This is a genomic window from Streptomyces sp. NPDC002566 (assembly GCF_042889585.1).
Classification (GTDB): domain Bacteria; phylum Actinomycetota; class Actinomycetes; order Streptomycetales; family Streptomycetaceae; genus Streptomyces.
Window position 1 is genome coordinate 19,300 of record NZ_JBIARD010000010.1, and the last position, 12,819, is coordinate 32,118.

A 12,819-nucleotide genomic window follows, 5' to 3' on the forward strand; every position below is an offset into this window, starting at 1 on the left:
AGGGCGTCTGCCCTGGGAAGGGAAGCAGCCGGGGGTCACCGTCAGTGGGAATGGGTCGGCCGGCGAACGACTACTGCAGCAGGATTTCCTCGGGGCGTCGGTTCGTGATCGCGGTCTCCCGACCGGCGAGGACGTGCTCGATGCACGCTGCCAGATCGCCGCCGTGGTCGTCTCTGGCCATGCTCCGCAGTTCCGCGACCAGCCGTTGGCCGTTGAGGAGGACGATCGGGTATTGATCCTCCACCATCTCCGTCTGTGCCGACTCGGAGTAGGCGCCGGTGGTCACGTAGACCCCGATCCATCCGCGCCGCAGCCGGGCGACCACCCTGGCGATCTGCTCCGCGCTGATGAGGGTGTCGGGTTTGACGCACTTCGCCTGTCCCAGTACGACGAGACTCGTGCCCGCCAGACCGCTTCCGCCGCCGAGGTCGAGACGTCCGACGAAATCGGCTCCGCCGTCACCCGACCGACGTGTGAGCCAGCCTTCGACATACCCGTGGCCCGCCCCACGCAGTACGCGGGCCGCCACCGCGGCGGCCAACGCCTCGAAGTCGTGTTTGCGGCCGTCGAAGTACTTGTAGACCATTTCCAGGTCCGCGGCTTCACCACTGCCGGGCTTCGGACGCTGATCGCGCACTTTGGCGACCTGCGCCCGGGCGACCCGGCGACGAAGTCCGGGCAGGGCCGAGGAACCGTGCTTGACCCACTCCCGCCATGCCCGTGGCGCGAGGTCGAGGGCTTGAGTATGGGACACGCCCTTGTTCCTGCGGGCTTCGATCCATTCCCAATCGACCGTGTCGTCCTCGGAGGTCAGGTCGATGAGGGCGATGTCGTAGACGTAGTTCACGAACGGCGTGTGCTCGCGACCTCCCCATTGCACCAACCGCTCGGTCCGCTCGATGACGCCGAGCCCGCAGAACGCCACATGGCCCTTGGGCTTGCCGTTCCGGGGAACGGCGCGGAACAGCAGTAGAGGGGTGGCGGCGGCCCGTTCGTCGGGAGTGTGGCCCTGGTGGTCTGTGAAGGCGTCGAGCAGGGCGGCGTTGCCGGTGGTGGCGCCGGGCGGGACGCTCAAACCGGCTTTGTGGTCGCCGAAGTAACGGACGTGGCCGTTGTCCATGTCGAAGACGTCGTGCCAAGGCGTCTGCTCGGTGCCGGCCTTCCAAGGACTGGACCGGATGAGGATCGCCGGGCGTCGGACGCCGTCGGGGGTGGCCACCTTGGCCATCCCGTTGATGCCGGCCTCCAACAGGGCGCGCTTGTGACCCGACGAGTGGGTCACGTGGTGGAAGTTCGGGAGGCCGTCGAGCAACGCCGGTTTCGGATCTTTGCCGCTCGCATAGCGATACACCTGCCCCACCCGCAGCTTCCCGCCCACAGCCGGCCCTCTCCCCGAAGTCGCTCCCCCGATGCTTCACCACGACAGTAGCGGCGGGTACCGACAGATTGAGGCGCGCCGATCTCGAGATCCCGCGAGCCGATGTTCCTGTCGGCAGGGGGAAGGGCACTGACGACCGAGGCTCGGCCGCGCCCTGGAGCGGTCGGCGTTCCCGACCGCAAGCGCCGGTGTGGCGCACGGAGATCGGCGAATCCACGGTGGCCCTCGCCGCTTCCGCCGCCTACACACGGCAGGAGCCGAACGCGCACGATCAAGGAGCCGTCGTGCGGCATTTCGACGCCTTCACCCTCGGAAACCGGGGCTGGCGGTTTTCGAGGGGCCTGCCGCCGCGGTCGTCCTCGACGACGCGATGAGACGCCAACGAGATTTCGCCAGAGATCTCCGCACTGCGTCGACCAGCGACGCCGCACGCACATCGTCGGTCCCTCCGACGATGTGGTCCATCACGTAGCCGAAGGCGATGCCGTGCTCCGGGTCGGCGAAGCCGAGTGAGCTGCCTTCGGCCCGTGTGGCCGAAGGCGCGACCGGTCATCGGATTGGCCTCGGTGGGCAGCATGTATCCGGCACTGAAGCGGCTCGGGGCCAGCATCACCTGGTCCTTCCCGCCGGCCTGCTCTCTGGTCGCCGACGCCAGGGTCTCCGGGGCGAGCAGACGCACGCCGTCCACCTCGCCGATCAGCGCGGCGTACATGCGCGCAAGCGCGCGTGCGGTGCCGATGCCGTTGGAGGCCGAGAGTTCCGCGGTCTGCACCTCGGGGGAGAGTTGAAGTCGATCTCCGCCGGATCGGTGACCGCGTAGGCCCTGTTGCTGAAGGAGTCCGGGTCGCGCCAGGCAGCGACCTGCTCGCGGAGTTCCTCGGGAAGCGACTCGGCGGGCACGGTGGTGAGGTCGACGTACGGCCGCCGGTACACCATGCGGCTGACCCGGTCGCGCTCGCTTGCCGGCGATCCGATGAAGAAGTCCAGCCCGAGGGGGGCCGCGATCTCGTCGGTGAAGAAGCGGCCCTGCGAGCGGCCGGACACCCGGCGGATCACCTCACCGACCACCCAGCCCCAGGTCCGGACGTGGTACCCGTGCGCTGTGCCCGGCGTCCACAGGGGGCGCTGAGCGGCCAACGCTGCTGCCATCGGGTGCCAGGCCAACGCCTCCTCCAACGGCACTGGCCGATCCAGCGCGACCAAGCCGGCCTGGGTTGTCATGGCGGGGACGGCCGAAAAACGTTGGTGTCGGGGTAGGGCGAGTGGTCCGGGGCGTAGGCCCCGCGTCGGTACCCTGGAGCGCATGTCTACTGCCCCGGTTCGCGTTCGTTTCGCCCCGTCCCCGACCGGCATGTTCCATGTCGGTGGTGCACGGTCCGCTCTCTACAACTGGGCGGTGGCACGACAGTCCGGCGGCAGGTTCGTCCTGCGGATCGAGGACACCGACGCGGCCCGGAACAAGCCGGAGTGGACCGAGGGCATCATCAGCGCGCTCGCGGCGATCGGCATCCATGGCGAGGACCCGGCTTTCGAGGGGCCGTACTTCCAGTCGCACAATGCCGAGCGGCACCGGGAAGCGGCTCAGCAGCTCTTCGCGGCCGGCCGGGCGTACTACTGCGACTGCAGCCGGGAGCAGCTGAAGGAGCGCACGGGGTCGGAGCACCTCGGGTACGACGGGTTCTGCCGGGACCGGGGGCTGGCCTTCGAGGAGGGGCGGGCGCTGCGGTTCCGGACGCCGGACGAGGGGGAGACCATCGTGGTCGATTTGGTCCGCGGGGAGCCGGCGTTCCCGAACAGCGCGATCGAGGACTTCGTGATCGCCCGGGGCGACGGATCCCCGGTCTTTCTGATCGCCAACGTCGTGGACGACCTGGACGAGGGAATCACGCAGGTCATCCGAGGCGAGGAACACCTGTCGAACACGCCGAAGCAGCAGCTGCTGTGGGAGGCGCTCGGTGCCAAGCCGCCTGTGTGGGCGCATCTGCCGGTGATCGTGAACGAGAAACGGCAGAAGCTGTCCAAGCGCCGGGACAAGGTGGCGCTGGAGGACTACCTCGCCGAGGGGTTCCTGCCCGAGGCGATGGTGAACTACCTCATGCTGCTCGGCTGGGGCCCGGGTGACGACCGGGAGATCAGGCCGTACGAGGAGCTGGAGCAGCTCTTCCGGATCGAGGACGTCAACACCGCGCCGGCCTTCTTCGACGTGAAGAAGCTGACGGCGTTCAACGGCGAGTACATCCGCGCCCTGTCGCCGGAGCAGTTCGCCGCCGCCTGTGCGCCGTGGCTCGTCGCCCCGTACGCGCCGTGGCGGCCGGAGGCGTTCGACAAGGACGTCTTCGAGGCGGCGGCTTCCCTGGCCCAGACCCGGCTGGCGCTGCTTTCCGAGATCACCAGCTATGTGGACTTCCTGTTCCTCGACGAGCCGGTCGAGGACGAGGCGTCGTGGAACAAGGCGATGAAGGCAGGCGCCGGCGACATCCTGTCGGACGCCCGCGCCGAGCTGGCCGACGTCGCGGACTGGAAGGCGGACGACCTGAAGGCCGTCCTGCTCGCCGTCGGGGAGAAGCACGGGCTGAAGCTGGGCAAGGCCCAGGCGCCCATCCGGGTCGCGGTCACCGGCCGGACGATCGGACTCCCGCTGTTCGAGTCCATGGAGCTGCTCGGCCGGGACCGCGTGCTGGCCCGTCTGGAAGCTGCCAGCAAGAAGCTGGCCGCGCAGGCTTAGCCGCTGCTCAGGCGACCTGCGTCAGGAGGTTGCCCCAGGCGTCACCGAAGTAGTTCAGGTCGAACCGGGCCAGGGCCTCGTACCCCGCCTTGGCCTCGGTGTGGCGTGCCGCCGCACGCTCCCGGACCTGTGCCGGGAGACGGCGGAGGTCCGGGGCCGGCTGGCCAGCCAGTGCGGCGAGGTCGCCCAGGCCGGCCACCGGACGGATGAGGCAGGGCAGGCCGAGGAGTAAAGCCTCGGCGGCGCAACGGCTCCAGCCCTCCCGCATCCGTGGGAGGAAGACACCGACGTCACAGGCGCGCAGCAGACGCAGGTACCGCTCGCGTTCGACGTCGTAGTGCGCGCTGTCGAGGCCGATGGTGTTGCTGCCGCTGGTGATCACCCGCAGTCCGGGAACGCCGGCCAGTGCTGCGGAGACCTCCTCGGTCCCCTTCCAGTGCACGGCCTTGCCCGCGTAGACGCCGATCACGTCGGGTTGTAGGCCGAACTCGGCGCGGCACTCGGCCCGGTCGTAACCGCGTGCCTGCTCTACTTCGGCCATGTCGAAGGCGTTGTAGATCACCCGTACGTTGCGGACGCCTCGGGCGCGGAGCTGGTCGGCCCAGTACGGGGCGACGCACACGACGGCGGCGCACTGCGGCAGAACGCGGAACAGCCGCTCCCAGAGCATGGCCTCGATGGGGGCGGAGTCATGTTGGAGCGGCTCGTAGTGGTGCAGGAGGAACACCGTGCGGGCGCGCATCTCGGGCGTGAACAGCAGCAGGCTGAGGTCGTCCCACACAAAGGTGCCGGTGGTGCCGTGCAGCGCCCGTATGGAAGGTGCCAGGCGGGCGAGGTGGCGGAGCTTGCGCCAGCGGCGGACCCGGTAGGTCCGCTTGTGGTCCGGGACGGTGCGCCACTCCACGTCGTCGGCCGTCACTTCGTGGAGCATCCGCAGGTAGACCCGGCCGCCGGTCCGGCCGACCGGCTCCATCGAGTAGACGACCCGTTTCACGGACGTACCTCCTGTATGTGGTGGACGTACTCGGCGTGCAGGCGCGCGTGCATGGTCTCCAGATGGGGGCCTAGGCCGCGGGCGGCGTCGGCGAGGGGAAGGTGGAAATCGCCCAGGGTCTGGAGGAACCGTCGGCGCCGGTCGGGGTTCGGGGACGCGGCGAGGTCGCGCAGGTTGTGCAGGCGGTCGGCGAGCCGGACGAGGAGGTCCTCGGGCGGGAGCGCGGCTTGCTTGGCGCGCCAGCGGGTCTCGTCGCCGACGGACTTCGGGCGCTGTTCGAGGCGGTGGTCGGCCGTCATGGCACGCAGGCGGGCGGTGAACGGGCCACCGAGGTGGTGGACGAGCAGTGCTTCCGACTCGGGCGCTACCTCCAAGGCGTCGTGCAGGAGGGCGAGGAGGAGGTGCTCGGGGCGCCGGACGCCGATCTCCGTTCGCAAGAGCCTGACGACGGCCAGCGGGTGCTCCAGGTATGGGGTGCCCTGGTCTCGGGTGTAGCCGTCGTAGACCGTGAGAGCGAGGCCGGCGGCCACGCGGGCGCGAGACTGCTCGTCCGGGCTCCACGCGGCGGCACCGAGCACGGTCAGGACGTGGTCGAGATCGATGGGGTCCATCCGCCTCACCTCGTACCAGCGGACGCGGCACGGGGATCGGGGGCGTGGTCGGCGAGCAGCAGGGTGTCCCCGACGGCGAGGGCGTCGAGGCGCAGGTCCACCGCCGCTGCCACGGCTTGCTCAGCGGTCCGCAGGATCGGGGCGCCTTTGCGGTTGAAGGATGTGTTCAGCAGCAGCGGCAGTCCGGTGAGGTCGCGGAACTGCTCAAGGAGGTGGCGCAGGCCCTGGTGGTCGGCGGCGACGGATTGGACGCGGGCGGTGCCGTCGCGGTGGGTGACCGCCGCGACTCGGTCGGCTCGGCACCGTCGGACGGTGGCGACACGGTTCATGAAGGGGTCGCCCGCCGACATGAACCATTCCGTGGCGTTCTCGGCGAGGACGGCCGGCGCGAACGGGCGGTACGCGGCTCGCTTCTTGATCGCGTTGAGCCGGTCCCGCGTGGCGGCGTGACCGGGGTGGGCGAGGATCGAGCGATGGCCGAGGGCACGCGGCCCGAATTCGAGCTGTCCCTGCACCCAGCCGACGATGCGGTGATCGGCGAGCAGTGCCGCCACTGTGGGTGCCAGCCCGAGCCCGAGATGCGGCAAGGCGTAGTAGCCGGTCGGCACCGTTGTCGTCGGCAGCGCACCCGGGTCGGGGCCCCAGGCCGCGTCGGTCGGCACCGGAACGCGCTGCTGCCCGAGTTGGTAGTGCCAGCCGTAGAGCGCGGCGCCCAGGGCTGTGCCGGCGTCGTGCGGGGCGGGTGCGACGAAGAGGGTGTCGAAGCCGCTGTCGGCGGCCAGCTGGCCGTTGAGGTGGGAGTTCAGGGCGCATCCGCCGGAGAACACCAACGTTGAGGCCCGAGTGAGTCGTTGCAGGTGGCGGGCGATGTGGACGACCGATTCGGCGAAGATCTCCTGGACGGCGGCGGCCAGGTCGGCACGCTTGTGTTCCGGCTGTTCCGCGACGTTGTCGGCGGTCCAGGCCCGGCCATCGAGCAGCAGCGGTGTGCTGCTGTCCGCCGAACCCCACGGATGATCGATGCGGACCTCGCCCTCGTCTCCGAGCCGGACCAGTTCGCGGACGTGTGCGCCGTAGCGCTGGGGATCGCCGAAAGCGGCGAGCGCCATCATGCTGCCCTCGGGCTCGTCGCCGGGTGGGATCACCCTCCGGGCGAGGTTCCGGTAGAAGTGCCCGAAGGAGGAGTGGACGCGCCGCGGCCCGACCGGGCCCGGCACGACGGCCGGCATGCCCTGGTGGAGGCGGTCGATGCGATCAGGCCACAGGTCGTACCCCGTGATGCGCTCCCGGCCAGGGCCGAAGTCCGATCCCAGGGAGGAGCCGCCGGCGTCGATGACGAGGCCCGCGGCGTGCTCGTGCCCGGAGAGCAGGTAGCCGGAGAGCACGTGGGCCGTGTGGTGGGAGAGGAGGCGGAGGTTTTCGCCGAGCGGGGCGGGCAGGAGGGCGGCGAGTTCCTCCCGCTCCTCGGCCAGCCACCAGCCGGCCGCGGGGTTGGGACGCATGGAGGCCGCCCAGACGGCGTCCACGTCCTTCGGTTCGATGCCGGCGGCCTCCAGGCACCACTGGAGTGCGCGGGTAGGGGTGGTGAGTGTGCCCTTGCGGGTGGGGTGGTTGTGCTTGACGCCGCTCCAGCGCTCCTCTTCAGCCGCGTAGATGCGGCCGTCGACGACTAACGCGGCGGCCGTGTCGTGGTGGAAGTTCAGTCCGAGGACTGCGGGCATGGTGGTGTACCTCCCGATCAGACGGTGAGGGCGGGGACGAGTGCGGCGCCGGAGTCGGTGTACTCGTGGCAGCGCAGGCAGAACCGGAAGTGGTGCCTCCGGGGCGCGAACACCTTGGCCGCGAAGTCCTCGTCCCAGATGCTGAACTCGCTGTCGTCCTTCGCCATGGCGTTGAAGCAGCGGTAGCAGGACCCGTCCATCTCGATCATCAGGTGCTGGTCGAGGTAGCGGTCGCAGAGCCCGCGCAGCACGTTCGCGGGCTGGCCGACGTCGACGTGGTGCACGTGGTTGGTGACATGGATGGCGCCGTACTTCTCGCACAGCGTCCCGAGCTGCGTGAGCCGCGTGGAACTGATGCCTTCCAGGACGCTGTTGACGACCACGGTCTTGCTGGCTTCGCGGAGGCGGGGCACGACGGCATGCACCTCGTCGTAGTTCCCGTGTTCGTCGTCGCAACCGATGAGGATCTGGTCGTAGGAGCGGAGGGCCGCGTCCATGATCGGCTGATTGCGGGCCAGGGTGATGGCGTTCGTGCCCAGGACCATGACCTTGTCCGGCAGCCGCGTGCGGGCGGCGTCGCTGAGCGCCGGGAAGTCCCGGTGCACGGTGGGTTCGCCGCCGTTGATGTGCAATTGCTGGAAGGGGATGGTCTCCAGCCGGGTCAGGACGGTGGAGAACAGCTCCTGGGACATGTTCTCGCCCTGGGCGCCGTCGGCGAAGATACAGAAGTCGCAGTGCCGGTTGCACTTCGTGGTGATCTTGACCTTCGCCGTTTTCAGGGTGCGGGGTACCGGCGCACGCGGGGTCATTGCGAGACTCCTTGGGTCAGAGGCGGACGTCGTCGGGGGTGAAGCTGAGGAAGTCCTGGACGGTGGTCTTCTGCTGGTGCCAGCGCGTGAGGGCTGCGCGCAGGGTGTCGGCGGTGGTGGGTCCAGTGGGGATCAGCGCCGCCATTCGGGCGGCCAGCCGCTGGGCGGCAGTCGCCTCGTTTGCCGCGAGCACGGTCAGCGTTTGCGTGGCGGAGCGGAGTTCCTTCGCCTCCCGCCGGATCAAGTACTCGGTCGCCACACCGGGCGGCGGATCGAGGTAGTACAGCCAGCGGGCGACGCGTACACGGAGCATGCCGACCGTCATCACCCAGTCAGTACGAGCGTGCTCATGCCCCTGGCCGTCTGGGCGGTCCCCGTCAGGAACGCGGCGCATGGCCGCCTCCAGGGCTATATGGGCCGCGCGGAGCAGGTGGCGCGGACTCCGTGGTCGGGCATCGGAGCGGTTCTCTGAGTGCCGGAGGAACAGCTCGGCGTATCCGTCCAGTCCCTCCGGCCGCCACTGGGTGAGGGCCGCCGTCTTTCCGGGGCAGCGCGTCCGTGTCGCGAGTGCGGCGGCAGCGAACCAGCACGGGGCGAGGTAGTGCCACGCCACGCAGTGGCGCCGGTACGCGGCGACGTCCTCGACCACGTTGTCCGTGCTGTCCGCAGCCAGCTGGTATCGACCGCCCATCCGGGCCTGGAGGATTCCCCGGTAGAACCGCTCATCGACCTCGCACCAGGGCGCCATCTGGGCCCGGGACTTCCAGCGCTGGAAGTCCCGCGCGCTGCCGCTGATCAGTGACCAGGTCGCGAGTTCGGGCGCAGAGACGAGTCGCCCGTCCGCTTCAGTCACGGTGAACGCGAAGCCGGGCGGGTGCTCCAGGAGACGTCGATGGAAGACTTCCCGGTCGACTGCGGCGGCGTGTGCAGCGGCCAGCCGGTGGTTCCACTCTTCCCAGTCGGCGGGGACCTGGCGCAGGAGGACGCGTACGTCGATGTCGGAGTGCGGTGCCAGGAGGTCAGCCGGTTGCCACTTGTGGGTGAGCATCACGGCCCCGACGCCGTGGGCGTCCAGCTCGCGTTCGTACAGAGCGCCGAGCTCCTGGTAGAGAGGCGGCGCGTCGACCACGATCATCACCGCTCCCCGGTGGTGGCGCGGGCGCAGGAGGGGCCGGCCGCTTCCGTTGGGAGGACGGGGAGCAGGGGTAGGACCGGTGTGCCTTCGGGGCGCTCCATTCGGTCCCAGCGCAGGTCGTAGTCGACGTAGTGGAAGCCCTGCCAGGCGTCGTTGGTGTTGCGGTCGAGCATGGCCTGGAAGAGGTGGGCGAATGCGTCGCCGAGGGTGCCGTCGGCGAGGTGGGGCTTCAGGGGGATGTCGCGGTTGTGCAGGATGCAGGGTCGCGCCACTCCGGTGGGTGTGATCTTGATTCGGTTGGCGTCGGAGCAGGTGGCGCAGCTGGAGTTGGAGATGAAGCCGATCGATCCTGCCCAGCCGTCGGGACGGAGGTACTGCCCGGGGCTGCGGACGCCCAGCTGGTCCCGGGGGACTTCGCCGGCGTTGGCGAACCACTCGTGGAGGCGGTCGCGGACCTCTGCCTCGGTGATGAACTCGGTGTCGAAGAGCGCCTGGGCGGGGCCGATGTTCTGGAGTTCGATCAGGCGGACGGCGACGGGCAGGTCGCGGGTGAGTTCGGCCACGGCGAAGGCGTCGTCCAGGTAGGTGCGCTGAAGAACGCAGTTGATCTTCACTCGCAGGCCGAGGGAGAGGGCGGCGTCGAGGGTGTTCCGGGTGGTGTGCGGGTCGCCGCCGCCCATGATTGCGGCGGACCGCGCCGGGTCGAGGCTGTGGAGGCTGAGGTTGAGGTAGGTCAGGCCGGCGTGGTGGAGCTGTTCGACGCTCAGCCCCCGGCGCAGGTTGCCGTGGCTGGTCATGCCGATCGCGGCGTCGGGCCCGAGGCCGTCGGCGAGGCCCGCGATGACGTCGAGGATGTCGGCTCGGAGGGTCGGTTCACCGCCGGAGCAGTGTGCCTTCCTGATCTTCCAGGTCCCGGCCTCGGTGGCGATGGCCGCGTAGTCGGAGGCGGTCAGGGGCCGGTCCTTGTGTCCGTAGTCCGGCATGCACCGGGGCTTGCAGAACACGCAGTCCAGGTTGCACAGCGAGTTGAGGGTGAAGGCCAGGTAGGGGTGGTTGCGGCCTGCGGTGGCGAAGGCGGCGGCCAGGTCGTCGTGGTCTGGGGTGGGCATTGGTCAGCCTCCTACGAGCGGAGAGCGGGTGGCGGGCGCCTCGGCCAGGCCGTTGAGGGGCTGGCCCGAGAGGTAGCAGTGCAGGTTGTCGGCGAAGAACGCCACCGCCTCGTCCATGTACGCGCGGCAGAACACCGAGCTTTTCGGGGTGAGTACGACCCGGGGGTGGAGCCGCAGCGGATGGCGGGCGGGCAGCGGTTTCGGATCGAATACGTCCAGGGCCGCGCCGCGCAGGTGGCCGGTGTCGAGGGAGGCCAGGAGGGCCGGCTGGTCGACGGTTGCCGCGCGGCCGAGGTTGAGGAAGAGAGAGCGGGGCTTGCACGCCGAGAAGAGGTCGTGGTCGAAGTAGCGGTGCGTGTCAGGGGTCGCGGGCAGCAGATTGACCACGACGTCGGCGACGGACACCGCCTGGTGCACTGCCGTCGTGTGCACCCACGTGATCCCGTCCTCGGAAGCCGCAGGTGGTGTCCGGCGCACTCCGATGACGTTCATGCCGAAGGCACGGGCGGCCTGGGCGAGATGGCGTCCGACGCTGCCGCAGCCGACGATGGTCATCGTCGCCCCCGCCAGGTCGAAGAACTCCTCGACCAGGTCGTCCTTCCACCAGGCGCGGTTCCGTTGGACGCGCTGGCTGATGAACAGCCCGCGGGAGAAGCCCAGGATCAGGCCCATGGCGTGCTCGGCCATGGGGCTGCCGTGGAAGCCGTACGAGCGGGTCAGGGCCACCCCGACGGAGTGCGCCTCGGCGACGGGCAGATGGTCGGTGCCGGCGGCCGGGGAAGCGATCCACTTCAGATGTGGCGCGGCGAACAGCCACGAGGGCGCGAATCGTCACCCGAAGTAGACGTGTGCGTCGGCCAGCTGGTGCGGCACGGCCTCCTCGGTCGCCCTGCGGAACTCGATGCCGGGGAATGAGGCGGACAGCGCACGCTCGTGCTCGGAGGACAGTCGCCAGAAGGAGTGCGGGGACTCCAGGCTGATCAGCACCACCGGCTGGTTCATCGCGCGCGGCCCTCCGCGGTGGCTGACTGGGCCAGCGCCCAAGGGGCGATGCGGTCCATGACGGAACCTACGCTGGCCTCGTAGTCGTGGCGGGAGCGCACCAGGGCCGCCCCGGCGCTCCGGAGTCGATCGCGTTCGCGGGGCAGGATGGTCAGGGCCCGGTGCAGGGCGGATGCCAGGGACGTGGGGTCCTGCGGTGCGGCCGTGAAGCCGGTCTCGCCCTCGATGACGGTCTGAGCCAGGCCGCCGGCCGTGGTCGCGACCACCGGGCCCGCACCGGCTGCGAACGCCTCCAGGGGTATCCGGCCGAAGGGTTCCTCGCGAGAGGGAACGATGACCGCGCGCAGGGCCGGGCTGTGCAGCCAGGCACGGATCGCGGGGGTGAAGCGAGTGATCAGAGTCGCGTCCAGATCGTGCGTGCGGATGTGTGCCGCCAGGTCCTGCTGGTACGAGGAGAGGTGCTTGTGTTCCTCCGAGGTCACGGCAGCCAGCAGCAGGTGAGGAACGGGGACACCGCGTTCCTTCAGCAGACGCAACGCCTCCAGGAGGTCTTCGAAGCCTTTCGTCGGGACTGCGCGGCCCATGGCGAGAAGGAATCCGGCGCGGGCCTTGAAAGGCAGCGGCAGAGCCGTGGCTGGCCTGACCATCTCCTCACGGATCAGCCCGTTCGGGATGCTCACGATGCTCGACCGAGGGACGGCGTAGTTGACGACGAGGTGGCCTCGCATGTGGGAGGAGATAGCCCCGACGCGCGCACCTCGGAGCGTCGCCGCTCGCAGGGCGTCCCGCTCCCAGTGGACGCGGGAGACATCCTTGGGCCGCGTCAGCGCGGTCGTGGAGCGGGGCACGAGCAGCAGGTCCGTGGTCGGCGACGTGTAGGGCGCGAGCCCCAGGAACGGGATGTCGAGGCCGACGATGAGGCACCGGCTCGCCAGCGCGGAGATGCGCATGGCCGCCTCGCCCGCCAGGTCGCACAGCTGAACCGAGCCGCGGACCGAGTCCGGCGGCGCGTTGACCTTCGGGATCGTGATGACCTCGGCCGCGGCCTGCCGCAGCATCTGCCGCACCTCGCGGGCCCACCGCTGATTGTGCGCTCCCGCGGTCTCGGGCACGTGTGGGGTGATCACCGAGAGGCGGCCTGTCGGCAGGAGCCGGGCCAGCGCCGTGAGGAAGGCGCGGTTGCTGAAGCCGGTGCCCGACTCCGCGCCGTAGAAGCCCTCGTGGAGAGCGACGACGACCCTGGGCTGACGAGCGGCCTCCAGCACAGCCGTGCGTGAGGGTGGGGAAGTCGCATGGTCGATGCGCACTGTGTGGTGCCTCCTTGGAGGACGGGTT

At 69.8% G+C, this 12,819-nt stretch carries 10 protein-coding genes and 2 pseudogenes; 1 reads left to right on the forward strand and 11 read right to left on the reverse strand.

From position 1 onward, the window contains the following. Nucleotides 1-70: 70 nt before the first annotated feature. The 3 genes and pseudogenes from ACFYXA_RS31585 to ACFYXA_RS31595 all read right to left on the reverse strand — a co-directional run. Nucleotides 71-1,378, reverse strand: coding sequence for a restriction endonuclease (locus ACFYXA_RS31585; protein ID WP_389039355.1), 1,308 nt, complete (start codon nt 1,376-1,378; stop codon nt 71-73). A gap of 271 nt (nt 1,379-1,649) precedes the next feature. Then, complete coding sequence (locus ACFYXA_RS31590) at nt 1,650-2,348, reverse strand: serine hydrolase (protein WP_389039680.1); 699 nt, start codon at nt 2,346-2,348, stop codon at nt 1,650-1,652. Beyond that, a pseudogene (locus ACFYXA_RS31595) lies at nt 2,285-2,731 on the reverse strand (serine hydrolase domain-containing protein); the annotation flags it as partial. The pseudogene ACFYXA_RS31595 and the gene ACFYXA_RS31590, both read right to left, overlap by 64 nt. Here ACFYXA_RS31595 and gltX point away from each other — a divergent pair. Next, a complete protein-coding gene (gene gltX / locus ACFYXA_RS31600; RefSeq protein ID WP_389039358.1) occupies nt 2,730-4,103 on the forward strand; it encodes a glutamate--tRNA ligase in 1,374 nt (457 codons plus the stop codon). The pseudogene ACFYXA_RS31595 and the gene gltX sit on opposite strands and share 2 nt — an antisense overlap. Nucleotides 4,104-4,110: 7 nt before the next feature. Here the strand turns inward: gltX and ACFYXA_RS31605 are convergent, their stop codons facing one another. The 8 genes and pseudogenes from ACFYXA_RS31605 to ACFYXA_RS31640 form a co-directional block, all read right to left on the reverse strand. Continuing rightward, nucleotides 4,111-5,097: a glycosyltransferase gene (locus tag ACFYXA_RS31605; protein ID WP_053212850.1), complete on the reverse strand. Its 987-nt coding sequence runs from the start codon at nt 5,095-5,097 to the stop codon at nt 4,111-4,113. Continuing rightward, nucleotides 5,094-5,708, reverse strand: coding sequence for an HD domain-containing protein (locus ACFYXA_RS31610; protein ID WP_389039362.1), 615 nt, complete (start codon nt 5,706-5,708; stop codon nt 5,094-5,096). Before ACFYXA_RS31610 ends, ACFYXA_RS31605 begins: the two co-directional genes overlap by 4 nt. Before the next feature lie 5 nt (nt 5,709-5,713). Continuing rightward, nucleotides 5,714-7,429: a carbamoyltransferase C-terminal domain-containing protein gene (locus ACFYXA_RS31615; protein ID WP_389039365.1), complete on the reverse strand. Its 1,716-nt coding sequence runs from the start codon at nt 7,427-7,429 to the stop codon at nt 5,714-5,716. A 17-nt stretch (nt 7,430-7,446) separates the two neighbouring features. Then, nucleotides 7,447-8,238 (reverse strand): radical SAM protein, encoded by a 792-nt coding sequence (locus tag ACFYXA_RS31620; RefSeq protein WP_389039368.1) that lies wholly within the window; start codon nt 8,236-8,238, stop codon nt 7,447-7,449. Between the two features lie 16 nt (nt 8,239-8,254). Further along, a complete protein-coding gene (locus tag ACFYXA_RS31625) occupies nt 8,255-9,373 on the reverse strand; it encodes a hypothetical protein (protein ID WP_389039371.1) in 1,119 nt (372 codons plus the stop codon). After that, on the reverse strand, nt 9,373-10,482 hold the full coding sequence (locus tag ACFYXA_RS31630; RefSeq protein ID WP_389039374.1) for a radical SAM protein: 1,110 nt from the start codon (nt 10,480-10,482) through the stop codon (nt 9,373-9,375). Before ACFYXA_RS31630 ends, ACFYXA_RS31625 begins: the two co-directional genes overlap by 1 nt. 3 nt (nt 10,483-10,485) lie before the next feature. Continuing rightward, nucleotides 10,486-11,484, reverse strand: a pseudogene (locus ACFYXA_RS31635) (D-2-hydroxyacid dehydrogenase). Beyond that, nucleotides 11,481-12,791 (reverse strand): glycosyltransferase family 4 protein, encoded by a 1,311-nt coding sequence (locus ACFYXA_RS31640; RefSeq protein ID WP_389039377.1) that lies wholly within the window; start codon nt 12,789-12,791, stop codon nt 11,481-11,483. Before ACFYXA_RS31640 ends, ACFYXA_RS31635 begins: the two are co-directional and overlap by 4 nt. Between the last annotated feature and the right edge of the window lie 28 nt (nt 12,792-12,819).